This is a genomic window from Herbihabitans rhizosphaerae (genome assembly GCF_004216555.1).
Lineage (GTDB): Bacteria > Actinomycetota > Actinomycetes > Mycobacteriales > Pseudonocardiaceae > Herbihabitans > Herbihabitans rhizosphaerae.
The window spans coordinates 519,675-545,728 of sequence record NZ_SGWQ01000001.1 but is presented as its reverse complement, the minus strand read 5'-3'; the positions used below and the strand labels follow the sequence as shown (position 1 = coordinate 545,728).

28 protein-coding genes are annotated in these 26,054 nt (G+C 69.8%); 13 read left to right on the top strand and 15 right to left on the bottom strand.

The features are described 5' to 3' along the window. The first annotated feature begins 49 nt into the window (after nucleotides 1-49). A complete protein-coding gene (locus tag EV193_RS02875; RefSeq protein ID WP_130342346.1) occupies nucleotides 50-586 on the top strand; it encodes a helix-turn-helix domain-containing protein in 537 nt (178 codons plus the stop codon). Between the two features lie 3 nt (nucleotides 587-589). On the opposite strand, the gene EV193_RS02870 is transcribed toward EV193_RS02875, so the two are convergent. Together EV193_RS02870 and EV193_RS02865 are read right to left on the bottom strand one after the other, a co-directional pair. Next, nucleotides 590-1,384 (bottom strand): ABC transporter permease, encoded by a 795-nt coding sequence (locus EV193_RS02870; protein ID WP_242613102.1) that lies wholly within the window; start codon nucleotides 1,382-1,384, stop codon nucleotides 590-592. Next, the gene (locus tag EV193_RS02865) at nucleotides 1,377-2,351 is read right to left on the bottom strand and encodes an ATP-binding cassette domain-containing protein (protein WP_130342345.1); all 975 of its coding nucleotides are present in this window, start codon (nucleotides 2,349-2,351) and stop codon (nucleotides 1,377-1,379) included. The genes EV193_RS02870 and EV193_RS02865 overlap by 8 nt, the downstream gene beginning before the upstream one ends. 91 nt (nucleotides 2,352-2,442) lie before the next feature. On the opposite strand from EV193_RS02865, the gene EV193_RS02860 reads away from it, so the two are divergent. Next, nucleotides 2,443-3,210, top strand: coding sequence for a TetR/AcrR family transcriptional regulator (locus EV193_RS02860; protein WP_130342344.1), 768 nt, complete (start codon nucleotides 2,443-2,445; stop codon nucleotides 3,208-3,210). A 3-nt stretch (nucleotides 3,211-3,213) separates the two neighbouring features. Here EV193_RS02860 and EV193_RS02855 read toward each other — a convergent pair whose 3' ends face one another. After that, on the bottom strand, nucleotides 3,214-3,486 hold the full coding sequence (locus EV193_RS02855; protein ID WP_242613101.1) for a hypothetical protein: 273 nt from the start codon (nucleotides 3,484-3,486) through the stop codon (nucleotides 3,214-3,216). 285 nt (nucleotides 3,487-3,771) lie between these two features. After that, complete coding sequence (locus tag EV193_RS02850) at nucleotides 3,772-6,840, bottom strand: AfsR/SARP family transcriptional regulator (protein WP_130342343.1); 3,069 nt, start codon at nucleotides 6,838-6,840, stop codon at nucleotides 3,772-3,774. Nucleotides 6,841-7,211: 371 nt separating this feature from the next. Between EV193_RS02850 and EV193_RS02845 the strand changes: the two genes are divergently transcribed. Further along, nucleotides 7,212-7,859, top strand: a complete 648-nt coding sequence (locus EV193_RS02845) for a response regulator (RefSeq protein WP_130342342.1) — start codon at nucleotides 7,212-7,214, stop codon at nucleotides 7,857-7,859. Between the two features lie 167 nt (nucleotides 7,860-8,026). Here EV193_RS02845 and rpsR read toward each other — a convergent pair whose 3' ends face one another. The 4 genes from rpsR to rpmB are packed head-to-tail and all read right to left on the bottom strand — an operon-like array spanning nucleotide 8,027 to nucleotide 8,980. Further along, nucleotides 8,027-8,269 carry a 30S ribosomal protein S18 gene (gene rpsR, locus EV193_RS02840; protein ID WP_130342341.1) on the bottom strand — a complete coding sequence of 81 codons (243 nt, stop codon included), beginning with the start codon at nucleotides 8,267-8,269 and terminating at the stop codon, nucleotides 8,027-8,029. A 5-nt stretch (nucleotides 8,270-8,274) separates the two neighbouring features. Beyond that, entirely contained in the window at nucleotides 8,275-8,580 is a 306-nt protein-coding gene (gene rpsN / locus EV193_RS02835; RefSeq protein WP_130342340.1) for a 30S ribosomal protein S14, read from the bottom strand. Beyond that, nucleotides 8,580-8,744, bottom strand: coding sequence for a 50S ribosomal protein L33 (gene rpmG / locus EV193_RS02830; protein ID WP_130342339.1), 165 nt, complete (start codon nucleotides 8,742-8,744; stop codon nucleotides 8,580-8,582). Before rpmG ends, rpsN begins: the two co-directional genes overlap by 1 nt. Further along, nucleotides 8,744-8,980 carry a 50S ribosomal protein L28 gene (gene rpmB, locus EV193_RS02825; RefSeq protein WP_130342338.1) on the bottom strand — a complete coding sequence of 79 codons (237 nt, stop codon included), beginning with the start codon at nucleotides 8,978-8,980 and terminating at the stop codon, nucleotides 8,744-8,746. Before rpmB ends, rpmG begins: the two co-directional genes overlap by 1 nt. A 96-nt stretch (nucleotides 8,981-9,076) precedes the next feature. Here rpmB and mrf point away from each other — a divergent pair, with 96 nt between their 5' ends. Genes mrf through rpmF form a run of 3 tightly spaced genes read left to right on the top strand, consistent with a single transcriptional unit; the run spans nucleotide 9,077 to nucleotide 10,754 of the window. After that, complete coding sequence (gene mrf / locus EV193_RS02820) at nucleotides 9,077-10,333, top strand: ribosome hibernation factor-recruiting GTPase MRF (RefSeq protein WP_423202128.1); 1,257 nt, start codon at nucleotides 9,077-9,079, stop codon at nucleotides 10,331-10,333. Beyond that, nucleotides 10,330-10,593 (top strand): type B 50S ribosomal protein L31, encoded by a 264-nt coding sequence (locus EV193_RS02815; protein WP_130342337.1) that lies wholly within the window; start codon nucleotides 10,330-10,332, stop codon nucleotides 10,591-10,593. The genes mrf and EV193_RS02815 overlap by 4 nt, the downstream gene beginning before the upstream one ends. Then, nucleotides 10,593-10,754 carry a 50S ribosomal protein L32 gene (rpmF, locus tag EV193_RS02810; RefSeq protein ID WP_130342336.1) on the top strand — a complete coding sequence of 54 codons (162 nt, stop codon included), beginning with the start codon at nucleotides 10,593-10,595 and terminating at the stop codon, nucleotides 10,752-10,754. Before EV193_RS02815 ends, rpmF begins: the two co-directional genes overlap by 1 nt. A gap of 278 nt (nucleotides 10,755-11,032) precedes the next feature. On the opposite strand, the gene EV193_RS02805 is transcribed toward rpmF, so the two are convergent. Then, nucleotides 11,033-11,689, bottom strand: coding sequence for a histidine phosphatase family protein (locus tag EV193_RS02805; RefSeq protein WP_130342335.1), 657 nt, complete (start codon nucleotides 11,687-11,689; stop codon nucleotides 11,033-11,035). 63 nt (nucleotides 11,690-11,752) lie between these two features. Here EV193_RS02805 and EV193_RS02800 point away from each other — a divergent pair, with 63 nt between their 5' ends. Next, nucleotides 11,753-12,070, top strand: coding sequence for an EthD family reductase (locus tag EV193_RS02800; RefSeq protein ID WP_130342334.1), 318 nt, complete (start codon nucleotides 11,753-11,755; stop codon nucleotides 12,068-12,070). Further along, nucleotides 12,067-13,233: a GNAT family N-acetyltransferase gene (locus tag EV193_RS02795; RefSeq protein WP_130342333.1), complete on the top strand. Its 1,167-nt coding sequence runs from the start codon at nucleotides 12,067-12,069 to the stop codon at nucleotides 13,231-13,233. Before EV193_RS02800 ends, EV193_RS02795 begins: the two co-directional genes overlap by 4 nt. Nucleotides 13,234-13,332: 99 nt before the next feature. On the opposite strand, the gene EV193_RS02790 is transcribed toward EV193_RS02795, so the two are convergent. Continuing rightward, nucleotides 13,333-13,983 carry a DUF4360 domain-containing protein gene (locus tag EV193_RS02790; RefSeq protein WP_130342332.1) on the bottom strand — a complete coding sequence of 217 codons (651 nt, stop codon included), beginning with the start codon at nucleotides 13,981-13,983 and terminating at the stop codon, nucleotides 13,333-13,335. Nucleotides 13,984-14,162: 179 nt separating this feature from the next. Continuing rightward, nucleotides 14,163-14,789: a DUF4360 domain-containing protein gene (locus EV193_RS02785; protein ID WP_130342331.1), complete on the bottom strand. Its 627-nt coding sequence runs from the start codon at nucleotides 14,787-14,789 to the stop codon at nucleotides 14,163-14,165. Nucleotides 14,790-15,068: 279 nt separating this feature from the next. Between EV193_RS02785 and EV193_RS02780 the strand changes: the two genes are divergently transcribed. The 5 genes from EV193_RS02780 to EV193_RS02760 all read left to right on the top strand — a co-directional run bounded on the left by EV193_RS02780 (nucleotide 15,069) and on the right by EV193_RS02760 (nucleotide 19,825). Further along, nucleotides 15,069-15,707, top strand: coding sequence for a trimeric intracellular cation channel family protein (locus EV193_RS02780; protein ID WP_423202132.1), 639 nt, complete (start codon nucleotides 15,069-15,071; stop codon nucleotides 15,705-15,707). A gap of 10 nt (nucleotides 15,708-15,717) precedes the next feature. Beyond that, nucleotides 15,718-16,407 carry a response regulator transcription factor gene (locus EV193_RS02775; RefSeq protein ID WP_130342329.1) on the top strand — a complete coding sequence of 230 codons (690 nt, stop codon included), beginning with the start codon at nucleotides 15,718-15,720 and terminating at the stop codon, nucleotides 16,405-16,407. Next, nucleotides 16,404-17,804 carry a sensor histidine kinase gene (locus EV193_RS02770; protein ID WP_242613100.1) on the top strand — a complete coding sequence of 467 codons (1,401 nt, stop codon included), beginning with the start codon at nucleotides 16,404-16,406 and terminating at the stop codon, nucleotides 17,802-17,804. The genes EV193_RS02775 and EV193_RS02770 overlap by 4 nt, the downstream gene beginning before the upstream one ends. 63 nt (nucleotides 17,805-17,867) lie before the next feature. Beyond that, nucleotides 17,868-19,280: a S1C family serine protease gene (locus EV193_RS02765; RefSeq protein WP_130342328.1), complete on the top strand. Its 1,413-nt coding sequence runs from the start codon at nucleotides 17,868-17,870 to the stop codon at nucleotides 19,278-19,280. Nucleotides 19,281-19,444: 164 nt separating this feature from the next. Then, nucleotides 19,445-19,825: a DUF6191 domain-containing protein gene (locus tag EV193_RS02760; RefSeq protein WP_207222463.1), complete on the top strand. Its 381-nt coding sequence runs from the start codon at nucleotides 19,445-19,447 to the stop codon at nucleotides 19,823-19,825. Here EV193_RS02760 and EV193_RS02755 read toward each other — a convergent pair. From EV193_RS02755 to EV193_RS02735, 4 genes are read right to left on the bottom strand one after another with little or no spacing between them, the layout of a single operon-like run. After that, nucleotides 19,750-20,703 (bottom strand): TolB-like translocation protein, encoded by a 954-nt coding sequence (locus EV193_RS02755; RefSeq protein WP_130342327.1) that lies wholly within the window; start codon nucleotides 20,701-20,703, stop codon nucleotides 19,750-19,752. The genes EV193_RS02760 and EV193_RS02755 overlap by 76 nt on opposite strands. After that, complete coding sequence (locus EV193_RS33930) at nucleotides 20,700-22,103, bottom strand: MFS transporter (RefSeq protein ID WP_242613099.1); 1,404 nt, start codon at nucleotides 22,101-22,103, stop codon at nucleotides 20,700-20,702. The genes EV193_RS02755 and EV193_RS33930 overlap by 4 nt, the downstream gene beginning before the upstream one ends. Before the next feature lie 2 nt (nucleotides 22,104-22,105). Continuing rightward, the gene (gene asnB / locus EV193_RS02740) at nucleotides 22,106-23,953 is read right to left on the bottom strand and encodes an asparagine synthase (glutamine-hydrolyzing) (RefSeq protein ID WP_130342326.1); all 1,848 of its coding nucleotides are present in this window, start codon (nucleotides 23,951-23,953) and stop codon (nucleotides 22,106-22,108) included. Continuing rightward, a complete protein-coding gene (locus tag EV193_RS02735) occupies nucleotides 23,941-26,037 on the bottom strand; it encodes a glycosyltransferase (RefSeq protein ID WP_130342325.1) in 2,097 nt (698 codons plus the stop codon). The genes asnB and EV193_RS02735 overlap by 13 nt, the downstream gene beginning before the upstream one ends. Nucleotides 26,038-26,054 lie beyond the last annotated feature (17 nt).

Here is a 26,054-nt window from a genome sequence, read left to right as displayed (position 1 = left end):
CTTTGTTCTCAACTATGAGAACGGTATCAGATGTGAGAACATCGCGACCATGGTTTCCGCTGATCTGCTGCTCCACCCGGTGCGGCTGCGCATCGTGCACGCGATGTATCGCGACCGGGCGCTCACCACCGCCGAGCTGTGCGAGCGACTGCCGGACGTGTCCACGGCGACCATGTACCGACAGGTGGCGCAGCTCGTGGACGGCGGCATGCTGGAAATCGACAGCGAGCAGAAAGTGCGCGGGGTCGTCGAACGGCGCTACCGGCTGCCGATGGCCAACGCCACGATGTCCACTGAGGACGTCGAGGCCATGACACCCGACGACCACCGGCGCGGAATGGCCGCCGTGGTGGCCACGATCCTCGCCGAGTTCGATCTCTACCTGGACCGGGACGACGTCGACGTGATCGCGGACGGAGTGGGCTATCGGCAGCAGTCGATCTGGCTCAATGACGAGGAACTCGCCGCGATATACGGCGAGTTGCGTCGAGTCCTGTCCACAGTGGACGGTCACCCGGGGGAGGGGAAGCGGCGCCGGCTGATGACGCTGATCAGCTTCCCGACCGACGAGCGACCGTCCACATGAGACTCAGCCGGTGCGGCGGCGGAACAGCACCCCGGACAGCCAGATCGACACGGCCAGCAGGCCGACGCACCACAGGATCGCGTGCAGCGGGTGCGAGCCGACCGGCAGGCCGAGCAGCAGCGCGCGCAGCGACTCGATCACCGGCGTGATCGGCTGGTTCTCCGCGAAGCCCTGAATCCACGACGGCATCGTGTGCACCGGGACGAACGCGCTGCTCGGATAGGGCAGGAAGCTCACGAAGAAGGTGAACCCGCCCGCGCCCTCCGGCGACTTGGTGAGCAGCCCGACCGCGGCGGCCAGCCACGACATCATCAGCATGAACAGCAACAGGATTCCGCCGGCCGCGAGCCAGTCGGCAAGACCGGCGTTGGGGCGGAAGCCGATCAGGAACGCTACGACGAGCACCAGCGTGGTGGCCACGACGTTGCGCGCGAGGCTGGCGACCACGTGCCCGGCGAGCAGCGCGGCGCCGCTCACGTCCATCGAGCGGAATCGGTCGATCACCCCGGTATTGAGGTCGTGGCTGACCGTCTGCGCGGTGATCGAACAGCCGAAGCCGGCGCACAGCAGCAGCACGCCCGGCACCACGTAGGTGACGTAGGCGGTGCCGGTGTTGATCGCGCCGCCGAACAGGTAGACGAACAGCAGCATCAACATGATCGGCAACGCCAGCGAGATGATGATCGCCTCGGGGTTGCGGCGGCTGACCCGCAGGCAGCGGCCGATCATGGTGGTCCAGTCGGCCAGCCTGGATGGGGCCGGCGCGGCGGTGGGCAGGGCGAGCGTGGGGCTAGACACCGGCGGGCTCCTTCTCCTCGTCGTGCGACGGCTCCGCCGGGTGGCCGGTGAGGGCCAGGAACACGTCGTCCAGGGTCGCGTTGTGCAGGCCGAACTTGTTGACCTGACTGCGATTCGGGTCGATCTCGTCGAGCAGTGCACGCACGTGCCGCGCGCTGCCGTCGGTCGGGACGCCGAGCACCAGGCGCGCCGGGTCGGTGTGCACGACCCGGTCGTCGAGGGTCCGGTGCAGGTGGTCGTAGGTGGCGCGGTCGGCCAGGGTCAGATCCAGCCGCGCGTCGGCGACCTGGCTCTTCAGCTCGGCGGAGGTACCCTCGGCGACCAGCTTGCCGCCGTCGATCACGCCGATCCGGTCGGCGAGCTGGTCGGCCTCCTCGAGGTACTGCGTGGTGAGGAAGACGGTCACGCCGGTGGACACCAGGTCGCCGATCACCTGCCACATGCCCTGCCGGCTGCGCAGGTCCAGCCCGGTGGTCGGCTCGTCGAGGAAGATCACCGACGGCGGCACGACGAGCCCGGCGGCGAGGTCGAGCCGGCGCCGCATGCCGCCGGAGTAGGTGCTCGCCCGGCGTCGGCCGGCCTCGGTGAGGTCGAACCGTTCGAGCAGTTCGCCGGCGCGGCGGCGGGCGTCCGGGCGGGGGAGGCCGCGCAGCCGGCCCATCATGATCAGGTTCTCCTCGCCGGTCTGCAGCTCGTCCACCGCGGCGTACTGACCCGTGAGGGTGATGTTGCGGCGCAACGACTTCCGCTCGCGCTCGATGTCGAACCCGGCCACCCGCGCCTGCCCGCCGTCCGGCCGCAGCAGCGTGGTGAGGATCCGCACCGTGGTGGTCTTGCCGGCCCCGTTCGGCCCGAGCAGGCCGTACACCGTTCCACTGTGGACGGTCAGGTCGACGCCGGCGAGCACCGTCAGGTCGCCGTAGGACTTCTCGAGGCCGCGCGCCTCGACGGCCAGTGGTTGTGCCATCTCGTTCCCCTCTTCTGCGTATGCCATACGCGCTATGGCGTAGACCATACGCAGAAACTACGATGACGGTCAACAGGTGAAGGTGGAGGCGATGGCCGAAGACAGCGAACTGGACCTGCCCGCGAGCATCGCGGCGTCGTGGGGCCTGCGGGAACGGTCCGGCAAGGGGCCGAAGCCCGGGCTCAGCATCGACCGGATCGTGCGCGCGGCGGTCGCGATCGCGGAGTCCGACGGGCTCGGTGCGGTGTCCATGAGCAGGGTGGCGGCCGACCTCGGCGCGTCCACCATGTCGCTCTACCGGTACGTGGCGTCCAAGGACGAGCTGCTCATGCTGATGATGGACGCGCCGGTGGCCAAGCCGCCCGAGTCGCGCCCGGACGAAGGCTGGCGGGCGGGCCTGGAGCGCTGGGCGCGCGAACTACGCGTGGTGTATCTGCGGCACCCGTGGCTCGTCCGGGTGCCGATCAGCGGGCCGCCGATCACGCCGAACCAGATCATGTGGATGGAGGCAGCGCTGCGCGCGCTCACCGGGACGCCGCTCGAGGAGGGCGAGAAGGTGTCGACGGTCCTGCTGCTCAGCGCGCTCGTGCGCTCCGACGTCGCGCTGTTCGCCGACCTGCAGGATGCCGCGCGAACCGGTCCGTACCTGCAGCACCTGCTCCGCTCCTACAGCCGGTGGTTGCGCACGCTGACCGACGAGGAGCGGTTTCCCGCCGTCCGTGCCGCCGTGGACGCCGGTGTGTTCGACGAGGCCGAGAACGGTGTGTTCGTCGAGCCCGAGGAGGACTACGACTTCGAGTTCGGGCTCGGTCGGGTCCTCGACGGCCTCGACGCGTTGATGCGCAGCCGATCGGGCTAGGCGTCAGGCCGCGCTGGACGCGATGGCGGCGCGGCCGGCGGCGGTCACGACCGCCGGGACCCGCTGGCCGAACGTGCCGTCGACCGCGGGCGCCACGAGCCCTTCGCTGGCCAACGTGTGCGCGGTGAACTGGTCACAGCAGGCGAGCCCGTCGATGAACAGGTCGGGCTCGCTGCCGCAGCTCAGTTGCGCTCGCCCCGCGACGACCGCGCGGAGCATCGCGAGCGCCCGATGGTTGAGCCGCTCGGTCTGCATGGTGCTGATTCGGACGGACATGGTTTACCCCCGTGTGCTGACTTACCCCCGGATCATCCGGTTCCGACACGCCTTGGATGCCGGTGACCCCTGTTCGGTTTCATCGCTCCAGCACGAAAATCGTTAACAGAATTAGGCGCACCGTCGGCGCAGGTCAGCGCGCTACTCGCGGGTGATAGCGGACGGAGAGCGGACTGATAGCGGCCAGGGCAAGGCTGTTCGCACGGGTGAGCCCGCGTTTTCCGGAAGGGGGACCAGCGGCCTCGGCACGCATAGGCCTTGCGTGTCGAGGCCGTTGGTTATTGATCAGCCTCGGCGAACCGCGAGCCCATCCATCGCGCGGCGGACGTCCTCGGCCTCGGGCACACCCATCGCGGTGTACATCTCCAGCGCCGAGGACCAGTAGGTGTGCGCCACCGCCGCGTCGCCGGATATCGACAGCGCGTGCGCCAGCCCGTCGAGTGCCTTGGCCTCCTCGGCGCGGAACCCGATGTCCCGCGCCATCGTGAGCGCGCGGCGGTGCCATTCCAGACCCTCCGCGAAATCACCGTCCGAGCGGTGCGCCGCGCCGATGTTGTTCAGGATGACGCACTCCACCTCACGGCCGCCGAAGTCGCGGGCGATCTCCAGCGCCCTGGTGTGTCGCGCGAGTGCCGCGCCGAATTCACCGGTGAGGCGGAAGACGTTTCCCATGTTCGTCAGCGAGCTGGCCTCGCCGAGCCGATTCCCGCTGTCCTGGTGCAGCCGCAGCGCGCGCCGGTGGTACTCCATCGCCGTGGTGTGGTGGCCGAGCTTCTCGTGCACGTTTCCGAGGTCCTCGCGGATGAGCGCCTCGCGATACCGGTCGTCGATGTCGCGCACCAGCGACAGCGCGTGGGTCAACTCGCGCAACGCCTCCGCGTGCCGGCCGAGCTTGGCCAGGCTGCCGCCGAGATTGGAACAGGTGACCGCCTCGCCGTGCCGGTCCTCGAATTCCCGATCCAGCGCGAGTACCTGCCGGAAATGGTCGATCGCATCCGAGTGTTGGCCGAGGAACTGGTAGATCACCGCGATGTTGTGCAATGGCCGGCGTACCGCGAAATGGTCGCCCAATTCCCGATATAACGTAAGGCTCCGGCGATAGTGCATCAGCGCCTCGGAATATTTTCCACGCCTTCTGCAGATTATTCCGATCCGATTGTGGATCGACGCCTGACCGACGAGGTCGTCCAGGTCCTTGGTGGTCTTCAGCGCGCGCTGGTAGATGCCCAGCCAGTCGTCCAGGTTGCTGCGCAGCTCGTAGAACCGCCACAGCGCGAACGGCAGCTTCCACGCGTGCGCCGCCCAGCCACCGGCCTCGGCGTGGTCGATCACCGCTCGCAGGTTGTGCTGCTCGGTGTCCAGCCAGGTCATCGCGGTCGCGTAGTCGCGCACCGGCGTCGGGTCGGCGGGCGTGTACCGCACCGACGGCGGCGCCTGCGAGCCGTGCGGGTTGATCGCCTCGGCCGCGGCGGTCGCGGTCAGCAGGTAGTAGTCGAGCAGCCGGTGGATCGCCAGCCGCCGTGCCTCGGCCGACTCCTCGGCCTCCGCGGTCGCCCGCGCGTGCTGGCGCAGCAGATCGTGGAAGGTGTAGCGGCCCGGCGTGTACTGCTCCAGCAGGTGGTGGTCGAGCAGGCCCTCCAGCAGTGCCTCCGCCTCGGCCACCCGCAGGCCGGTGAGCGCGGCCGCCGCGTGCGCGTCCACGTCCGCGCCCGGGTGCAGCCCGAGCAGCCGGAACATCCTGCGCTGGCTCTCGCCGAGATGCTGGTAGGACAACGTGAAGATGCCGGCGACACTGCGATCGCCGGTGGACAGCTCGGCCAGGCGGCGCATGCTGTCGCGCAGCCGGTCCACCAGATAGCCGACCGTCCACGACGGACGGTGGCGCAGCCGGGCGGCCGCGATGCGCAGCGCGACGGGCAGCCGCCCGCAGAGCTCGACCACCTCGGACACCGCGTCCGGCTCGGTGATCACCCGCTCCGGTCCGGTGATCCGGCCGAACAGGTGCGACGCGTGCGCCCCGGACAGCACGTCAAGCGACAGCGACCCAGCGCCGTCCAGGTCGACAAGGCGCTTGCGGCTGGTGACGATCGCCATGCAGCCCGGCGCGCCCGGCAGCAGCGGCCGCACCTGGTCGACGTCGTCGGCGTTGTCCAACAGGATCAGCGTCCGCTTGCCGGCCAGCTCGCTGCGCCAGCGCGCCGCGCGCTCGTCCACGCCGTTCGGGATCTGTGCGGCCGGCACGCCGACCGACCGCAGCAGCATGTCCAGCGCGGTGGCCGGATCGAGCGGGCGGTGGCCGATGGTGTGCCCGCGCAGGTCGATGAACATCTGGCCGTCGGGGTAGCGGTGGCTGAGCCGGTGCGCGGCGTGGATCGCGAGGCTGGTCTTGCCGACGCCGGCCATGCCGTCGATCGTGGTGACCAGCGTGGCGTCGGCCGCGACGTCGGTCGCCATCGCGAGCAGGCCCTCCAGCTCGGAGTCCCGGCCGGTGAAGTCGCCGATGTCGTAGGGCAGCGAACACGGGCGGACCGGCTCCTCGGCCGGCTCGTCGACGGTGTTCGGCGGCGGCTGGATGGGCAGCGGGGCGGTGTCCGCGCCCGACCCGGGGATCTCCAGCTCGCGCGAGTTGCGCAGGATCTGCTCGTGCAGCCGGCGCAGCTCCGGTCCGGGGTCCACGCCGAGCTCGTCGGCCAGCAGCCGCCGGGTGTGGTCGAAGACGGTCAGCGCCTCGGCCTGCTGCCCGGACCGGTACAGCGCGAGCATCAGTTGGGCGCGCAGCCGCTCGCGCAGCGGGTGCTGGATCGCCCAGGCGCGCAGCTCACCGACCAGTTCGGCGGCGGCGCCGGTGGTCAGCAGCAGGTCGGCATAGCGCTCGATCGCGGTGAGCCGGCGTTCGTCCAGCGCCGCGGCCATGCTCTGCAGCACGGTGCCGCTCAGGCCGCTGAGCGCCTTGCCGTGCCACAGCCGCAGGGCCGATCGCAGGGTGCCGGCCGCCGCGCCCAGCCGGCCGGCGCGTGCCTCGGCGTCGGCCTCGGCGAGCAGCCGGTCGAACCAGCGCGCGTCGACCTGCTCGTCCTCGGCGCGCAGCTGGTAACCGGTGCCGACGGTGACCACGAGGCCGGCCGCCCCGGCGTCGGCGAGGACCCGGCGCAGCTTGCCGACCGTCGTGTGCACCTGCTGTTTGGCGGTGGCCGGCGGCTCGGTGTCCCAGAGTGTCTCGATGACCCGGTCGAGCGTCGCGACTTGGCCGGATTCGGCGAGCAGCAGGGCGAGCAACCGCTCCTGACGTCCGCTGATCGGCAACCGTCTGCCCTCGACGGCCGCCTCGACCGGCCCCAGGATCCGAAACTCCACCTTCACCTCCGACCGGCCTCGCCGAATTATGCCGGTCGGTCACTGTCCGTGTGAAGGTGCTTGAGCCCTGTAACGCGCGCGTCGCGGACCTGGTGGAAAGAGCGTTGCGCTAAAGTGCGCTCTCGCCACAAACCGTTCCGCCGAACGTGTGATCCCCGGCACTTTCTCTCTCAATGGAACGGACCGACGGAAGAATGTCGCGTTCCTCACCCTTGGCGAGTTACGATCCGTTGGTGGTCGCTCTGACTGATCGGGGTCGTGCTGCCCCGAACAGGTGAACAACCGACGTCCGAGTGGTTGAGAGCGATAGTGCGCGAACCGCGTGCGGCACAGTCGGGAGTAGGACAACGCCCAGTCGGGAGGCGTTTTCGGTGATCAAGGTGTTGCTCGCGGACGACGAGGACCTCGTCCGCTCCGGTCTACGCACGATCCTGTCCAGTGCGGACGACATCGAGGTCGTCGCCGAGGCCGACGATGGTCTGCACGTGGCCGAGTTGGCCCGTCAGCATCGTCCGCACGTCGCGCTGCTCGACATCCGCATGCGCTCGGCCGACGGGCTGGTGGCGCTGCGCAGGCTGCGCGCGCTGCCGGAGCCGCCCGCGATCGCCATGCTCACCACGTTCGACGTCGACGAGTACGTTCAGGAGGCGCTGCGCATCGGCGCGAACGGCTTCCTGCTCAAGGACACCGAGCCCGCGCAGCTGGTGAAGGCCGTCCGCGATCTGGCCCGTGGCGGTGCGGTGCTCGACCCGGGTGTGGCCGCGCGACTGGTCACCGCGGTGGCCGACGGCGAGCGCGCCGCCGAGCCCGCGCGCCGGCTGCTCGAGTCGCTGTCCGACCGGGAGCGCGAGGTCGTCGGGTTGATCGGCCAGGGCCTGTCCAACGCGGAGATCGGCAACGCGCTGCACCTGTCCGAGGCGACCGTGAAGGGTTACGTGTCCGCCGTCCTCGGCAAGATCGGCGCGGTGAACCGCGTGCAGGCCGCGCTCGTCGCCTACCGCGGCGGCCTCATCGCCTGACCAGCACTTTTATGGCGTGGGGGACTTTAGCCCGCTAAAGTCCCCCACTTTCGCGCCGCGATCGTCTCAGGATATGAGAACGCCCAGGTCGGTGCCCTGTGGATGGCGGATTTGACGTAGGACGGCCGGTATGCGTGCGTACTTTAGCCCGCGAAAGTACGGGAAAGTCAGCGGCTGGCGGGGCCGGGGTAGGGGAGCAGGGCCATCTCGCGGGCGTTCTTGATCGCGGTGGCGACCTGCTTCTGTTGTTGCACCGTGAGGCCGGTGACCCGGCGTGAGCGGATCTTGCCCCGGTCGGAGATGAACTTGCGCAGCAGCGGCACGTCCTTCCAGTCGACCACCTCGATGCCTTCCACGGCGAGCAGGTTCTTCTTGCGGCGCAACGGCTTCCGCGTCGTGTTCGGTCGCATGGTCCTCACCAGCTCGACTTGTTGACGCCGGGCAACTCGCCGTTGTGGGCCATCTCGCGCAGTCGGATCCGGGAGAGCCCGAACGCGCGGTAGTAGGCGCGCGGGCGACCGTCGGCGGTGTCGCGGTTGCGCACCCGGGTGGCACTGGCGTCGCGCGGCTGCCTGGACAGCTCGGCGCGCGCCCGTTCGCGCTCCTCCTCGGTGGTCGCCGGCTTGCGGATGATCTCCTTCAGCTCGGCCCGCCGCTCGGCGTACCGCGCGACGATCTCCCGCCGCTGGTCGTTCTTGGCGATCTTGGACTTCTTCGCCATCAGCGTTCCTCCTTGAACTCCACGTGCTTGCGCGCGATCGGGTCGAACTTGCGCAGCACCATGCGATCCGGGTCGTTGCGCCGGTTCTTCCTGGTCACGTACGTGTATCCGGTGCCGGCGGTGGAGCGGAGCTTGATGATCGGCCGGACGTCGTTGCGCGCCATCAGAACTTCTCCCCCCGTGCGCGCAGCTCGGCGACGACCGACTCGATGCCGCGCTTGTCGATCGTCTTGATGCCCTTGGCGGACACGGTCAGGGTGATCCACCGCCCCTCGGCCGGCAGCCAGTACCGCCGCCGCTGCACGTTCGGGTTCCACCTGCGCGACGTGCGCCGATGTGAGTGGGACACCTGCTTGCCGAAGCTCGGCTTTCGCCCGGTGACCTGGCAGATCGCGGACACGAGACCTCCTTGAAACGACACCCGTTTTCATTTACTGCCGTCGGCAGGGTACCGTCGAGGTGACTCAAATGGAAATCGTTGTCGATTGGAGTGCTCGTGTCGACGGATCGACCAACGTCGCTGGTGCTCGTGGCCGGGCTGCCGCGAGCGGGGACGGACACACTGGCGACCGAGTTGTCGCGCGCCGAGCCGGGGACCGTGGTGGTGCACCACGACCTGCGCGAGATCTCGCACGGCGTGGTGCGCCGCCGCCTGCGGCACGGTTCGCACGACATGACCACCGTGCTGGAACTGGCCCACGGCTGCGTGTCGTGCACGCTGCGCGAGGACCTGCTTCCGTTGCTGCGCAAGCTGATCGCCGCAGACGGCGTGCGCCGGATCGTCGTGCACCTCGACCCGTCGCTGGAGCCGGAGGCGGTCTGCTGGGCGCTGGACCACGTCGTCGTCGGCGACTCCACCATCACCGATCTGTCCACAGTGGATGGTGTGCTGACCGTGGTGGACGAGTCGAGCTGGCTCGCCGACGCGACCGGGGACGCCGAGCTCGCCGAGCGGGGGCTTGGTGCCTCGCCGGACGACGACCGCTCGATCGCGCAGGTCGCGGTGGGCCAGGTGGAGTTCGCCGACGTCGTGCTGCTGACCGGTGCCGCGCCGTCCACATGGGACGCCGCGCGAACCGGTGCGGTGCTTGACCGCCTCGCCCCGGCCGCGCCGCGCGCTCGACTGTCCACTGTGGACGCGTCGACCCTGCTCGGGCGGGTGCCGGAGTTCGCCCGCCGCGGCCGGATCGACGACGCGCACGGGCCGCTGCTGCGCGGCGAGCCGCCGCTGGAGCCGGACTGCGGCGTCGCGGTGACGGTGTTCCGCGACCGGCGGCCGTTCCATCCCGAGCGCCTGCACCAGTCGATCGACGCGCTGCTCGACGGCGTGGTGCGCACCCGTGGGCGGATGTGGGTGGCGAGTCAGCCGGATGTGGCGCTGTGGCTGGAGTCGGCCGGCGGGGGCCTGCGGGTCGGCCATGCTGGGGCGTGGCTCGCCGCGGTGTCCGAGGACGCGTGGCGGCACGCGGATCCGGAGCGGGTGGCCAAGGCGTCACTGGACTGGGATCCGTACTACGGCGACCGCATCCAGGAGTTGGTGATCGTCTCGCACCTCGCCGAGCCCGAGCAGATCACCGCCACGCTGCGTGCGGCCCTGCTGACCGACGACGAGCTCGCTGAGGGTGAGACGGCCTGGCGCGGCTACCCCGATCCCTTCGGCAGCTGGCACCAGGACCCTTGCGACACAAGGGAATCCGACGACGACCCGCTGTCGACCAACATCACCGATCGCACAGGAAGGGACGACGCGTGAAGGCGAACATTCACCCCGACTACCACCCGGTCGTGTTCCGGGACGCCTCCACCGGGACGGCGTTCCTGACCCGCTCGACGGCCACCTCGGACACGACCATCGAGTGGAGCGACGGCAACACCTACCCGTTGATCACCGTCGACGTGACCTCCGACTCGCACCCGTTCTGGACGGGCAACCAGCGGCTGGTGGACACCGCCGGCCGGGTGGAGAAGTTCCACCGCCGCTACGGCGACCGGGCCAGGAAGGGCAAGCGCTGATGGCCGTCCCGAAGCGGAAAATGTCCCGTGCCAACACCCGCAGCCGCCGCGCCCAGTGGAAGGCGACCGCGCCCGACCTGGTCCCGGTCACCACGCTGGACGGCCGCAAGCTCATGGTGCCGCGCCGCCTGGTCAAGGCCTACCGCCGAGGCCTGCTCTGACCCGGACATCGACGCCGCAATGGGGCTGGCGGGGAATCGCCAGGGTGAGCGCTCGACGCTGCCCGGCGGAATGAGACCGGGAACCCAGCCGCAATAGGGCCGGTGAGAATCGCCTGGGGCGCACGCCTAACGCCAGTTAGACGGCTTAGGGGTCACGCCCACACGACCGCGCCTGTGTCCGAAACTTAGCGATCGTTCGATTCATGTTTTGCGTACTTTAGACCGCTAAAGTACGCAAAACGTGAATCGGGTCCGCATTTTGGGCCGTTGGAGTCCGGTCACTCGGCGCTGGCTTGGGTGCTGCCGTCGGGGGAGTCGCGCCACTGTTTGAACGGCCGGTCGAGGTGCCACTGGGAGCCGTTGCCCTCCAGCACGTGGATCTCGCAGTGCTCCGGGTTGCGCAGCGATTCGAACAGCTCGACCGACCAGGAGAACATCCGGCGGCACAGCAGTCGCATGGTCAGACCGTGGGACACGACCAGCACCGTCTGCGGATGATGCGGCTCGGCGGCCATGCGCAGTTCCAGCTCGCTGAGGAACGCGGCCACCCGGTCGTCCACGTCCGCGCCCGACTCGCCGTGCGCCAGCCGGTAGAAGAACGGCCCGAACTCGTGCCGCTTGCGCTTCTGTGTCTGCTGCTCCTCGGGATCCTGCAGGTTTCCCCAGTCTTGCTCGCGCAGCCGCGGCTCGGCCACCCGTCTGATGATCATGTCGTCGAGACCGAGCAGGTCCAGGGTGCGCTGGGTGCGCACGTACGGGCTCACATAGGCCGCGACCGGGTCGGATTCGATCAGCGCGCCGACTTTCAGCCCCGCCGCCCGCGCCTGCCGCTCGCCCTTGTCGGTGAGCGGGAGCGAGTGGTCCGGGATGCGGCAGTAGGCCAGTTCGTCGACGTTGCCCAGGCTCTCGGCGTGACGCAGCAGGATGATTCGCACACAACCAGTGTTCACCATCCTGCGCTATAACGGTTCGGGAGCTGCCGCGAGGAGAGGCGTCACATGATCAAGTACGTCGCGCTGTACCGGATGCCGGAGGACGTGGAGGACTTCGAGAAGAAGTACTTCGAAACGCACTACCCGCTGATCGACCAGACTCCCGGGCTCGTCCGGCAGGAGATCGCGAAGGTGACGCGTACGGTCGTGCCGGGCTTCCTCGGCGACACCCAGCCCTACCTGCTGGCCGAGCTGTACTTCGAGTCGAAGGACGCCATGAAGATCGCCTTCGGCACCGACGAGTGGACGGCGGCGGGCGCGAACCTCACCGAGATCGGTGGCATGGAGCTCGTCTCGATGTTCACCGCCGAGGTTGTCGAGTGATCGTCCGCCCGGTTCGCGCCGACGAGGCCGAGGCCGCGTATCGGTTGCGGCGCTTGGGTTTCGGCGGCTCGCGCGACCCAGCGGTCACGGACCTGGAGGAGCCCAAAGGGCGCGTCACCCTGGTCGCCGAGGACGGCGGACGGCTGCCCGGTGCGCTGTCGATCTGGGACTACCGCCAGTTCTTCGGCGGGCGCCCGGTGCCGATGGGCGGCGTCGCGAGCGTCGCCGTCGAGCCGTCGGCGCGCGGTCGCGGTGTCGCGTCGGCGATGGTGGACGCGGCGCTGCCGGTGATGCGCGAAGCCGGGCAATGCGTGTCCGCGCTGTACCCCTCGGCACCACCGCTGTACCGCTCCCGAGGCTGGGAGCAGGCCGGCGCGCAGACCTCGGTGATACTCGAAACCCGTTTGCTGGCAACGGTTCCCCGTCCGTCGACCGCGCTGGACGTGCGGCCGGCGGAGCGCTCCGACCTGGACGCGCTGCACGCCGCCTATCTGCGCGTCGCGTCCACTGTGGACGGAATGCTGGACAGGGCGAGCGCGCCGTTCCGGGTGGATCGGGTGCTCGAGTTCGACGTGGTGACCGTGGTCGAGCGGGACGGCGAGCTCAGCGGATACCTGACCGCCGAGCGGCCGGACGGCGACGAGTTGATCGTGCGCGACCTGATCGCCGACGACGCGGACACCGCACGGCTGCTGCTGCGGCAGCTCGGTAGTTGGGCCGGCCTGCTGGACACCGTACGGCTGCGTATGGTCGATCCGCTGGTGGACGGGCTTCTGCTGGATCTGCCGACGCACCACCAGGTCGAGGCGCATCCGTGGATGCTCAGGGTGGTCGATCTGCCGGCCGCGATCGCCGCGCGCGGCTGGCCGCTCGCCGGTGGGCTCCGACCGTCCACTGTGGACATCGAGGTGGTGGACGAGCACGCACCGTGGCAGGCGGGACGGCATCGCATCACCGTCGAGGGTGACGCGGTGCGGTGTGAGGGTGGCGGAAGTGGTGCCGTGCGGTTGCACGCACGGGCTCTCGGCGCCTGGTTCGCCGGCGCGACCGACACCGCGACACTGCGCCGGGCCGGTTTGCTCGACGGTGACGTGAACGCCGCCACGGTGCTCGACGCGCTCACCGGCGCACCGCGAGCACCACGGATGGCGGACGCTTTCTAGGCGCGCGCATGGCCCTTCCGGTGTCGCACCGAAAGGGCCATGCCACCGTCGCGTCTATTGCCTGATGGCTCCTGATTTCTGGATCAACTCGCTACCCGGTTACCTCTCCGGGCATTCCTTCCAGCTGAAGTGGTATTCGGTCTTGTAATCGGCATCGGTCGAGTCCATCGTGACGAAGCTGGTCGTCGTGGCTGGATCCGAGGTGCCGGCGTTGACCCGCAATTCGGTATTGATGTTGAAGTTGCGCTCTTCGCCACAGGGCTTGTAGACGACCTGGTCGACCGGAATCTTGTGCGTGGCCTGCCAGTTGTCGTCGAGTGGGCCCTTGAAGGTCTCGGACTTCGGGATCGTGTCCGACATACCCTGGAAGTAGTAGCTCGCCTTGACCAAGAAGTTCGCACCGGGCTGAATGTTCGCGTAGCCCCGGTAGTCGGTCGACGCGATGGCGTACGTGAATCCCTGTGGGACGTGCACCACCAGGTTGAGCTGGCAATTCTTCCGGAAATCCGTCGGAGTTGAGCCCTTGCCGACCTGGGCGAGGTACTTGCTGTACGTGACGGTGAATTTCGTGTTGTCCTCGCTCACGGCCACAGCCGCGGAACCCTCAGGGCAACCAGAACCATTCACGGTCACGACATCGATGACGATCTTGTCGGCAGGTGGATCAGGAAAATGCGGTCCACCGTAGCCGCCGGCAGGAGCGGTGGCCATAGCTGCCGTGAGAAAAGCGGCAGCAATCGTGGTGAGCATGGATTACCTCCGATATATCGGGGCATGTCACGGCGTTATAGGTGCAGGTGAGAACACCGTGGCATATCGGATAGTGAAGAAAGCCTTTGGCAGAACGCCTAAAGGTGTGAAGGTGCGGCTACCGACCCCTGGCCGGGGGCCGGTGGCCGCGCCTGTCTTGCAGGGTTAGGGCGTCTGGACTACGGGCACTTCTTCCAGTGGAAGTGGTACTTGGTGCTGACTCCGGCGTCCGTAGAGTCCATCGACATGAAGCTACTGGCGTTACCGGAATCGCCCTTGTAAACGCGCAGCTCGGTGTTCACGTTGAGATTGCGCTCTTCGCCGCACGGCGCATAGACGAGTTCAGCCATGTCGGTCTTGTCGGTGAACTGCCAGTTGTCGCTGTACGGACCGCCGACCGGGTTCTTGACGTAATGCGTCGGCGACGTTCCCTGAATGTAGTAGCTCGCCTGCTGCAGGCCCTCGGCACCGCTCGCGAGGTGTGCGAAGCCGCGGTAGTCGGCCTGCGCGATCGCGTAGGTGAAGCCCTGCGGAATGTGCAGGCGCAGCGCGAGCTGACAGTTCTTGCGCATATCCGTCGGTGCCGCGCCATCGCCGACCTGAGCGGTGTAGTCGCTGTAGGTCACGGTGAACGCGGTGTTGTCCGACGACACCGCGACCGCGGTCGTTCCGGCTGGGCAGCCGGAACCATTCACGGTGACGACGTCGATGGTGATTCTGTCGGTTGGCGGATTGTCACTGGGAGCTGCTTGAGGCGCAGTGATCATGGCCAAAGCCACACCGGCAGCAGCTAATGCGGACAGCATCGATTTACCTCCGAGAGGGGTATGCCAACTGGCTGATGCGAAACGGTGGAGCCCGGGCCTCGCGGTTCTGGCAGGGTTAGCAGGGTTGCGTCGGGGCAGAGCGGGGAACGAACCGCGAGAGCCGTGCCCACATCTACTTTGTGCGTGTCGGGGCCGGCGAACAATGCGGGATCGTATGAGTGCAGTACGTATTTTTACGCCGGGGCAGCGACCGAACACCCACGGTGCGATCACGCACACTACGGCGAACGGGCGATCGTCGCAGTAATGTCGGCGCTCGTGCTGCTCGTCGTCCTCGAACACGCCGGCCTCGCGGTGTTCGCCGCGTCCGGTGCGCTGGCCGCCGTGCGCGCCCGGCTGGACGTGTTCGGCGTGGTGGTGCTCGGGCTGACCACCGCACTCGGCGGCGGGATCATCCGGGACGTGCTGCTCGGCGTGCACCCTCCCACGACCCTGCGCGGCTGGCCGTACCTGGTGGTGCCCACCGCCACCGCGCTCATCGTGTTCGCCTTCCACCCGCAGGTGGCGCGCCTGCGCCGGGCGGTGCTGCTGGCCGACGCGATCGGGCTGGGCCTGTTCACCGTGTCCGGCACCGCCACCGCGCTCGCGCACGGTGCGCCCGGCTACACCGCCTGCCTGATCGGCATGACCACCGGCATCGGCGGCGGCGCGCTGCGCGATCTGCTGCTCAGGGAGATTCCGCTGGTGCTGCGCCGGGAGATCTACGCGCTGGCGTCGCTGGCCGGGGCGGTGATCGTGTGGCTCGGCCACCAACTGCACTGGCCGGCCGTGCCGGTCACGGTGGCCGGTGCCGCGCTGGTCGTGGCGGTGCGGCTGATCGCGCTGTGGCGGCGCTGGAACGCCCCGGTCGCCCGTGGTTTGGGCGATCTCTCAGGCGGATCTCAGAACCGGGAGTAACACTGTGCCCATGCGGATCCTCGTTGTCGATGACGACCGTGCCGTGCGCGAGTCGCTTCGCCGGTCGCTGCAGTTCAACGGTTACCAGGTCGAACTGGCCAGCGACGGCGCCCAGGCGCTGGACACGGTCACCGCCGCGCGCCCGGATGCCATGGTGCTCGACGTGATGATGCCGAGGCTGGACGGTCTCGAGGTGTGCCGCCGGCTGCGTGGGATCGGCGACGACCTGCCGATCCTGGTGCTCACCGCGCGGGACACCGTGTCCGACCGGGTCGCCGGGCTGGACGCGGGTGCCGACGACTACCTGCCCAAGCCGTTCGCGCTGGAGGAGTTGCTGGCCAGACTCCGCGCGCTGCTGCGCCGTGCGGCCAACGAGATCGCCGAGACCACCGCGCCGCCGCTGGCCTTCGCCGACCTGACGCTGGATCCCGGCACCCGCGAGGTGCGCAGGGGCGATCGCGAGATCAGCCTGACCCGCACCGAGTTCGCGCTGCTGGAGCTGCTGCTGAGCCACCCGAAGCAGGTGCTCACCCGGGGGCGGATCCTGGAGGAGGTCTGGGGCTACGACTTCCCGACGTCCGGCAACGCGCTGGAGGTGTACGTCGGATATCTGCGCCGCAAGACCGAGGCGGGCGGTGAGCCGCGCCTGCTGCACACCGTCCGCGGTGTCGGCTACGTGCTGCGGGAGACGCCACCGTGACCCAGGAGCCAGCGCCGTTGCCGGCGCCGGCTCGTGCGCCGCGGCGGATCTCGCTGAGCAAGCGGGTGACCCTGCTGACGGCGATGTGCGTGGCCGGCGCGGTGGCCCTGGTGTCGATCGGTGCCTTCTTCACCGTCTACAACAGCATGTACGGCCAGCTCGACGACAACATGCGCCAGCGCGCGGAGGCGGCACTCGCCCAGCAGGGCACGGTGCTGAACTTTCCCGAGGGACAGATCCCGACCGCGTTCGTGGCGCTCGCCGACGTGCAGTTCGGCCTGCTCGACGTGCGCAGCGGACGGCTGAGAACGATCGGCAAGTCCCCGCCGATCGGCAACGCGGAGCGCGGCGTGGCTCGCGGCACGCAGCAGGACAACATCCGCACCGACACGGCGACCGACAGCCGGGTGCTCGCCGTGCGCTGGGACGTCGGCCAAGCGCTGGTGATCGCGCAGCCGCTCGGCCCGACCAGGGACGCGCTGGAGAAGCTGGCCGTGGTGCTGATCCTGATCGGCGGCGCGGGGATCGTGGTGGCCGCGTTGGCCGGCGCCGCGGTCGCCAGGGGTGGCCTGAGCCCGGTGCAACGACTCACCTCGGCCACCGAACGGGTGGCGCGAACGGGTGACCTGCGCCCGATCCCGGTGTCCGGCGACGACGAGCTGGCCCGCCTGTCACAGAGCTTCAACACGATGCTGGGCGCGGTCTCCGAGTCGCAGGAGCGCCAGCGGCGGCTGGTCGCCGACGCCGGGCACGAGCTGCGCACGCCGCTGACCTCGTTGCGCACCAACCTGGAGTTGCTGCTGGCCGCCGAGCAGCCGGGCGCGCCGCCGCTGTCGGCCACGGACAAGCGGGACATCCGCGAGGACCTGCGGGCGCAGATGGACGAGCTGACCCAGTTGATCGGCGACCTGGTCGACCTCGCGCGCGAGGACGCCCGCCCGACCGAGTACCGGCGGGTGGAGCTGGTCGAGGTGGTCGAGCAGGCGCTGGACCGCGCCCGGCGCCGCGCCTCCGATGTGGACTTCGCGGTGTCACTGGAGCCGTGGGCGCTGCAGGGCGACTCGATCAGCCTGGAGCGCGCGGTGCTGAACCTGTTGGACAACGCGGTGAAGTTCAGCCCGTCCGGCGGCACGGTCCGGGTGACGCTGCGTTCGGCCGGCGACGGCTCGACCATGCTCGAGGTCGCCGACGGCGGGCCGGGCATTCGCGACGAGGACCTGCCGAAGGTGTTCGACCGGTTCTACCGATCCCAGGAGTCGCGCACGATGCCCGGCTCCGGTCTCGGGCTGGCGATCGTCAAGCAGGCGGTGGAGCGGCACGGCGGCGTGGTGTACGCCGGACGCGCTCCGGAGGGCGGGGCGTTGTTCACGATTCGCCTTCCAGGTGTACCTGGCTAATCTGGTGGGCAACCCACAGCATGGTCTCAGCGAGATCTCAGGCCAGCCCGTCAAGGTGGTGACATGACCGAGAACAAGCCTGAACAGCAGCACGGCGAGCCGACTCCGCCGAGCCCGTGGTCGGCGGCAGGTGCGCAGCAGGGTCACGCGCAGCAGGGCGAGGTGCCGCAGCACGCACCGCAGGCGCCTCAGCAGGAGCAGGTCCTGTTCGGCTCGGCGTTCGGTGCCGGCTCGTCCTCGGGCCCCGGCTACGGGCCCGGCCAGACCCACGGCGCACAGACTCACGGCGCACAGACACACAGCGCGCAGAGCGCCGCCCCGCCGGCCACACAGACGCTGCCGCCTCATTCGTCGGGGCAGACCGAGCCGGGGCGTCGGGGCGCCTCCGGTCTGGTGACGGGGATGACGGTGCTCGCGCTGCTCGTCGGGGGTGGCGCGGGCGCGGTCGGCGGGTACCTCGCGGCGGACTCGGACAAGCCGGCCGCCGCCAGCTCCACGTCACTGGACACGACCGCGCCGGCGCCGCCGGCGAGCCAGACGGCCGCGTCGCCGCCGGGGACCATCGAGGCGGTGGCGGAGAAGGTGCTGCCGAGCGTCGTGCAGATCCAGGTGCGCAGCGGCCAGTCCAGCGGCAGTGGCGGCTCGGGCTTCGTGATCAGCCAGGACGGCTTGATCGTCACGAACAACCACGTGGTCGAGGGCGGCGCGGACGGTGGCCAGATCGCGGTGCAGTTCCAGGACGGCAAGACGGCGCAGGCGACGATCGTCGGCCGTGACCCGGAGTCCGACGTCGCGGTGATCAAGGCGCAGGGCGTTTCCGGGTTGAAGGCGGCCGAGTTGGGCCGGTCGGACAGCCTCAAGGTGGGCCAGGCCGTGGTGGCGGTCGGCTCGCCGTTCGGCCTGGCCGGCACGGTCACCTCCGGCATCGTCAGCTCGCTGCACCGCCCGACGCGGGCCGGCGGCAGCAACGGCGACCAGGCCACGGTGATGGACGCGATCCAGACCGACGCGTCGATCAACCACGGCAACTCCGGCGGGCCGCTGGTGGACATGCAGGGCCGGGTGGTCGGGATCAACTCGGCGATCTACAGCCCGAGGGAGTCCTCCGGGTCCGGGCAGCAGGGCGGCTCGGTCGGCATCGGCTTCTCGATCCCGATCGACCAGGCGCGGCGCACCGCGGACGGCATCGTGAAGACCGGCAAGGCGACGCAGACCTTCCTCGGCGCGAAGGTGACGGACAGCCCGCAGGGCGGCGCGCAGATCGCCGAGGTCACGCCGGGCGGGCCGGGCGAGAAGGCCGGTCTCAAGGCGGGCGACGTGGTGACCCAGTTCAACGAGCGCAAGATCGATACCTCGGATGCGCTGGTGGCCGCCGTGCGGGCGCGCACACCGGGCGAGAAGGTGAAGCTCGTGCTGGCCAGCGGATCCGCCACGGTGGATGTAACGCTGGAGGGCAAGACGGTCGAAGTGAAATAGACGCTCGGCCGCGGAAGTGGCCGAGACCAACCCCGACCCGACGCTGGGGTCGTCGAGTCGGACAAGGAGCTGATGCAGGGCAGCTCCGAAGAGGAGACCCGCACGTGGACGGCGCCCTCGCCCGGACCACGTGCGGGTCTTCTCGTGCGCGGGAACGACCGCGCGTGGCCGAGCGTTGGCGTGTCGTGAAGATGTGGGCGGCGATCATCGCGACGGGCATCGTCGGCAGCCTGCTGATGTTCGTGGGCGTCGGCAGCGTCGAACTCCTGCGCAAGCGGCGTGCCAAACAGAGGGGCACGCCGCTGTCGGCGACCTACGTCAACGAAGTCACCGCGATGTTCAACGGCTCCAAGCGGATCGAGTTGGACTACCGCGACTCGATGGAGATCATCAAGGAGGAGGACTCCTCCGGAGCGCCGCCGGCCATGGGCGTGGACCTCGATCGCAAGGTGGTTCGCATGCGGCGCGATCAGCCCGGCGACGGCGACGCCGCTGAGCCGATCACCAAGCGCGGCTCGCCGGACCCGTCCGCGGGCGAGGTGTAGATCGCCGGCGCGGAGGCCTGTGGCACCTTGGCATACGCCAGCGTACGGTCGTCCAGCCACGCCGCCTGATCGTCCACTCCGCCGGTCCCCGGCAGCGTGATCACGTTGCCAGAGCGCAGATCCAGCACGTTGAGCTGCCACGCGCCGAGCCGCCCGCCGCGCTGCTTGAACGCGATCCGGGTGCCGTCCGGAGACAACGACGGGCACTCCACGCCCGGCCGGATCGTGGTCACCGAGCGAGTCGCCAGATCCCCGCGCACGAGCCAGTTCTGCTGCCCGGAGCCGAGTGTGGCGTAGAACGTGCGATCGTCGGAGGAGACCGTCATACCCCAGTAGTTGAAGTCCACCCGCCGCTCCGGCCGACCGTCCACAATGGACGAGAAGTCCTCCAGCGACTCGACCAGCGTGCCGGTGCGCAGGTCCAGATACCCCGTCCTGGTGGAGAACCCGCCGGGCGCGAGGTACGAGTCACCGGTGACGAACACCGTCCAGGACACGATCTTCCCGGACGCGGACACCCGCACCCTGCTGGGCACCCCGGGCAGCGGCACGCTGCGCACGACCGTGCCGCCCGCGTCCAGCACGTCGGCCGAGTAGCTCGGCCCCACACCGGACAGCCGCAGGCACACGCTGGTGCCACCGGCGGAGTAGAACCGTTGGCAGCGAAGGGATCCCACCGATCGCGCGCCGTCCGGGCCGAGCCGGTCGACCCGGGTGCGGCCGTCGGCGAAGTCCACGAACGAGAACGCGTGTCCGCTTGCCGTGCCGGGAGCGGCCGCCGCGTCGCGGTCGGACATCGTCCACACCACGTACCCGATCCCGAACAGCACCACCGCGACGATCGCGATGACGCCGACGGCGACGCGGTGCCGGATCACGTCCGCACCAGCCAGACCACCGCCGCCAGCGCCACCACGAGTCCGGCGATCGCCACGGCCATGGCGGTGCCGAACCCGACGTACTGCAACATCAGTCCGAACAGGATCGAGGACCCCAGGCGCGCCACCGCCTGTCCGGTTTGGACGATCGACAGCCCGCTCGCCCGCAGCCGCGCCGGCACCAGCGTCGCGCCGTGCGCCATCAGCACGCCGTCGGTGGCCGCGTAGAACAGACCGTGCAACGCGAGCGTGGCGAGCACCAGCGGCAGCCCGCCGAACGGGCCGAGCAGCAGCAGGTACGCGCCGAGCAGCGCCACGTGCCCGGCGAAGAACACCTTCCACCGGCCCCGACCGGGTTGGTGGACCCCATGGTCGCGGTCTTCGCGCCGAGATGGCCCCTGGCGGCGTTGTCGGACAAGGCGAGTACGGTCCAGTACGAGCCTTATCCTCCGCCTTGTCAGATGGCCATCTCGATCACGAAGCCCATCGACCGAGGGCTCACCAACACGGTCCAGCCGATCGGCCAGCATTCCGACCGGGGTGGCGGCGGCCAGGAACACCAGCGCGGTGCCCAGTGGCAGCAGCGGCAGCCACCAGTGTGATACGCCGGAAACCCGTTGCAGCACAACGAAAACGAACGCGTCGGACATGCTGGCCAAGCCCAGTACGGCGGCGGCGATCACCGTGCCGCGCAGCCGGCGGTCACGCCACAGCGACGCCCACGCGCGCACGCCGACCCGTTCGGCGGGCGTGGTCGCGGGCGTCGGCTGGCGCACGAAGAACACCAGCACGATCAGCCCGAGCAGGGCGAAGCAGAAGCTGATCACGAACACCGGCTCGGGACTCATGGTGAGCCAGGCCAGGATCGCGAACGTGGCCAGCGGGCCGAGCAGCGCGCCGATCGTGTCCATGGTGCGGTGCACGCCGAACGCCGTGCCGAGCTGGTCGGCCGGGGTGGCCAGCGAGATCATCGCGTCGCGCGGGGCGGTGCGCAGGCCCTTGCCGGCCCGGTCGGCGGCCAGCACCCCGCCGATACCCGCGGCGGACGCGCCGACCATCGGGAACACCAGCTTGGTCACCGCGGACAGGCCGTACCCGGCGACCGCGACCGCCTTGTGCCGGCGGGAGCGGTCGGCCACGTATCCGCCGGCGAGCCGCAGGAGCGCCGTGGCCCCGGTGTAGATCCCGTCCAGCACGCCGAACGCGAGGTAGCTCATCTGCAGGCCGAACAGCAGGTACACCGGCATGAACGCGGTGATCATCTCGGCGGAGATGTCGGTGAGCAGGCTGACCGTGCCGAGCGCGAACACCGTGCCGGGCAGTTGCCGGCGCACCCGGCCGTCCCCAGCGGAAGGATCCACTGTGGACGATCGAGCCGGGCGGACCGAGGCGACGTACATGGCTAGGTCCGGTCCCTGCGGGCGACCAGCTCCCGGTGCCACATTTCCAGCGAGAGCAGTGTCCACAACCGGGACTGCTCGTCACGCGCGCCGGAATCGTGGTCCGCCAGCAGGTTCCGCACCACATCACGGTCCATTGTGGACGCCACGAAGGACGACGGGCCGGTGAGCAGGTCGTTGGCCATGTCGCGCAGCCCGTGCCGGAACCACGCGTCCAACGGCACCCGGAAGCCGGACTTCGGGCGGTCCACCACCGAGTCCGGCAGGTACCGGCGGGCCACCTCCTTGACCACCCACTTGGTCGTGCCGCCGCGCACCTTCACGTCGCTGGGCAGCCGGAAGGCCAACTCCACCAGCCGGTGGTCCAGGAACGGCGGGCGCAGTTCCAGCGACGCGGCCATGGACATCCGGTCGCCGCGCTCCAGCAGGTTGTCCGCGAGCCAGGTGTGCGCGTCCGCGTAGAGCATCCTGCGCAGCGCGTCACCGCGCCCGTTCTCGTACGGTGTCAGGGTTTCCCGCACTGCCGGGCCGAGCAGCGCCGCCCGGTCGGCCGAGGCGAACGGCGCGAACCAGGCCCGCATACGTTCCGCCGCCGTCCGTTCGGCGAGTGCGCGCAACGCGATGCCCAGTCGCGCGCCGCGGGCCGGCAGTGCCCGCTCGACCCGGCGCAGCAGCGGGCCGCGCAGCACCGCCGGCAGCGCACCGGCCCAGCGGGTGGCCGCCGAGTACCGGTGCTTCGGGTACCCGCCGAACAGCTCGTCGCTGCCCTCGCCGGACAGCACCACCTTCACGTCCCGCCGGGCCAGTTCGGCCAGCCGGAACACCGCGACGTCGGCCGGCTCGGACAGCGGCGCGTCGCGGTGCCAGGACAGTGCCGCCCACGAGTCGCGGAAGTCGTCCGGCGAGACCAGCACCTCGTGGTGATCGCTGCCGACCACCGCGGCCACCCGGCGCGCCCACTCGGTCTCGTCCACCCGCGAGTCGCCGAACCCGGCGGAGTAGGTGGACACCCCGGCGCCGGCCCGGTGCTCGGCCACCATCGCGGTGATCAGGCTGGAGTCGACGCCGCCGGACAGGTACGCCCCGACCGGAACGTCGGCGATCAGCGCCTCGGCGATCGAATCGCGCAAAGCGTTGCGCACCAGGCGAACCGCGTCCTCGGGCGCGACGTGCGTCCGGCGGCGCACCGGGTCGATCGCCCAGTAGGGCCGTACGTGCACCCGGCCCTCGGCGGTGACCACGAGGCGGTGACCGGGCGGCAGCTTGCGCACTCCGGTGATCATCGTGAACGGCGCCGGCACCGACCGGTGCGCCAGATAGTCGTGCAGGCTGTCGGTGTCCACAGTGGACGATGGGATCACCGGCAGCAGCGCCTTGATCTCCGAGGCGAACGCGATCATGCCCGCGTCGGCGTAGTAGTACAGCGGCAGGATCCCGAGCCGGTCGCGCACCAGGTGCGTCTCGCCGGTCTCGTCGTCGTGCAACGCGTAGGCGAACTGCCCGCGCAGCCGGGTCACGCCCTCGGCGCCGAACCGCTCGTACATCGCGAGCAGCACCTCGGTGTCGCCGCTGGTGCGGTACGGGTACGGCGTGCTCGCGCGCAGCTCGCGGTAGTTCAGGATCTCGCCGTTGAACACCAGGTGGTGCGCTCCGACGGCACCGGTCATCGGCTGCCGCGAGCCGCCCAGGTCGATGATCGACAGCCGGGTGTGCGCGAGGCCGACCGCCCCGTCGGCATAGCAGCCGAGATCGTCCGGCCCCCGGTGGTGCAGTCGTTTGGCCATGGCGGACAACGATTCCGGGTCGACGTGCCGCCCGTCGAAGTACCGGATGCCCGCTATTCCGCACATGGCCGGTCCGGTCGTTCGGCCAGCGCCATCAGCGCGGCCGCGCGCGAGTCCCACGAGGCGTCGGCGACCTCGACCCGGCGCAGCTCCGGGGTGCGCGGGCCGCCGTCGGCCAGCGAGTCGCGGATCAGTTCGACGAACCTGGCGTGGTCGCCCGCCACCCTGATCACCTCGCGGTACCTGGCCACCTCGGGGAAGTCGGTGCTCACCACGGCGAGCCCGAGCGCGAGGTACTCCTTCATCTTGATCGGGTTCGCGTGGGTGATCCACTCGTTGGACAGCCACGGCATCAGTGCCACGTCGAAGCCGGACCCGTACGCCGGAATCCGTTCGTACGGACGGAATCCGAGCCAGTGCACGTTCGGGTACTTGTCGAATCGCTCCATCGAGCAGGTGGCGTCGCCGATGAGCACCAGCGACGCCTCGGGGATCTCGGCGGCCACCCGTTCGAGGAGGTCGAAGTCCACCAGGTAGTCGTCCAGGCTGCCGAAGAACCCGATCTTCAGACCCGGCACCTCGGCCAGATCGCGCGGGATCTGCCGCTGGGTGCGGCGCCGGAAGTGGTCCAGATCCACGCCGTGGTCCAGGAAGTGCGCCCGCTCGCCGGTGGCCTCGGACTCGTCGTGCTGCAGTGCCCGGCTGACGTAGAGCACGTGATCGGACTCGCGCAGCAGGGAGTCCTCCAGCGCGCGGATCGTCGGCTCGTCCGACTCGGGGAACGCGGAGTGCCGATCGGACCGGTTGAACACCAGTGACCGCCTGCGCATCGGCGCGACCACGTCCCACGCGGTCGGGATGGTCACCACGACGACCGGCTCGCGGATGCCGAGCGCCCGGCTCACGGCCTTCACCTGCGCGCGTACCAGGACCGCGTTCGCCTTGCGCAGCAACGGTTTCCCGTAGAACGGGAGCACCAGTGGCGTCATCACGTGGAAGCGCGGCAGTTCGGGTACCGGGGTGCGCACGAGCTTGGCCACGCTGCGCGCCTTGCGCAGCACGCGGCGGGCGAACTGGGTGCTGCGGCCGGGCAGCGGCATACGCAGGCCGATCGAGTTGACCAGCAGCACGGTGCGCGTCTCGGCCACCCGGCGCAGCAACTGGAAGTCCGAGTGCGCCTGGTTGTGGTACCACCAGTCCTGCGCGGAGAAGCACACGTACGGCGGGTTGTCTTTGTCGTACAACGGTTTCGGCCACCGGCGCAGGCGGATCAGCCCGCGCAGCGCCGCCCGGTGGCGGGCCACGTCGACCGGCGTGCCGCGCACCGAGCGCAGCGCCTCGTTGAGTATCAGTGCCAGCCGCATCAGCACGCCGGCCAGCCGCCCGTGCCGCTCCCGGTGCAGCCGCACCCGGTTCGCGGTGAGCAATGTCCACAGTGGACTTGACGACTGCACCTCGCCGCCGAGGTGCGTCGCCACGGCGTCCGGCTCGTAGCGCACCGGGAAACTGGCGGCGGTGGCCCGCAGCATGTAGTCGGTCTCCTCGGAGTACAGCAGGTACCGCTCGTCCAGCCGGCCGGCCACGTCCAGGCACTCGCGGCTGATCAGCCACGCGGCACCGCTGGCCCAGTCGACCAGCCGCGCCTTCGCGTAGGCGCGCGGCCCGATCATCAGCTCGCCGACGCCCAGCCGGCCGGCGCGGGTACCGCCGAGCAGCGCCTCGCCGAGCACCCTGGGCACCGTGGGTGTTCGGCGCAGCGACGGGTGCAACTCGCCGTCCGGGCCGACCAGCCGGGGTACGGCGATGCCCGCCGGGCTGCGGGTCAGACTGTCGCGCAGCGTGGCGACCGAGCCGGGGGCGAGCCGGATGTCCGCGTTGAGCACGAGCACGTCGCAGCCGTCGGCGGCGGCTGTGGCAGCGTCGATGCCCGCGTTCACCCCGGCGGCGAACCCGTCGTTGGAGCCGCGCTCGATCACCCTCACGGGGTAGGTCTTGGCCACCTTCACGGTGTCGTCGGTGGAGTCGTTGTCCACCACGATCACACGGGTGTCACCCACATCGCCCAACGCGTCCGGCAGTGCGGCGAGACAGTCCTCGATCACCGCCGCGCTGTTGTAGGTCACCACCACGACGGCCAACGGTCGCTTCATCGTGAGCCCTCCACGCA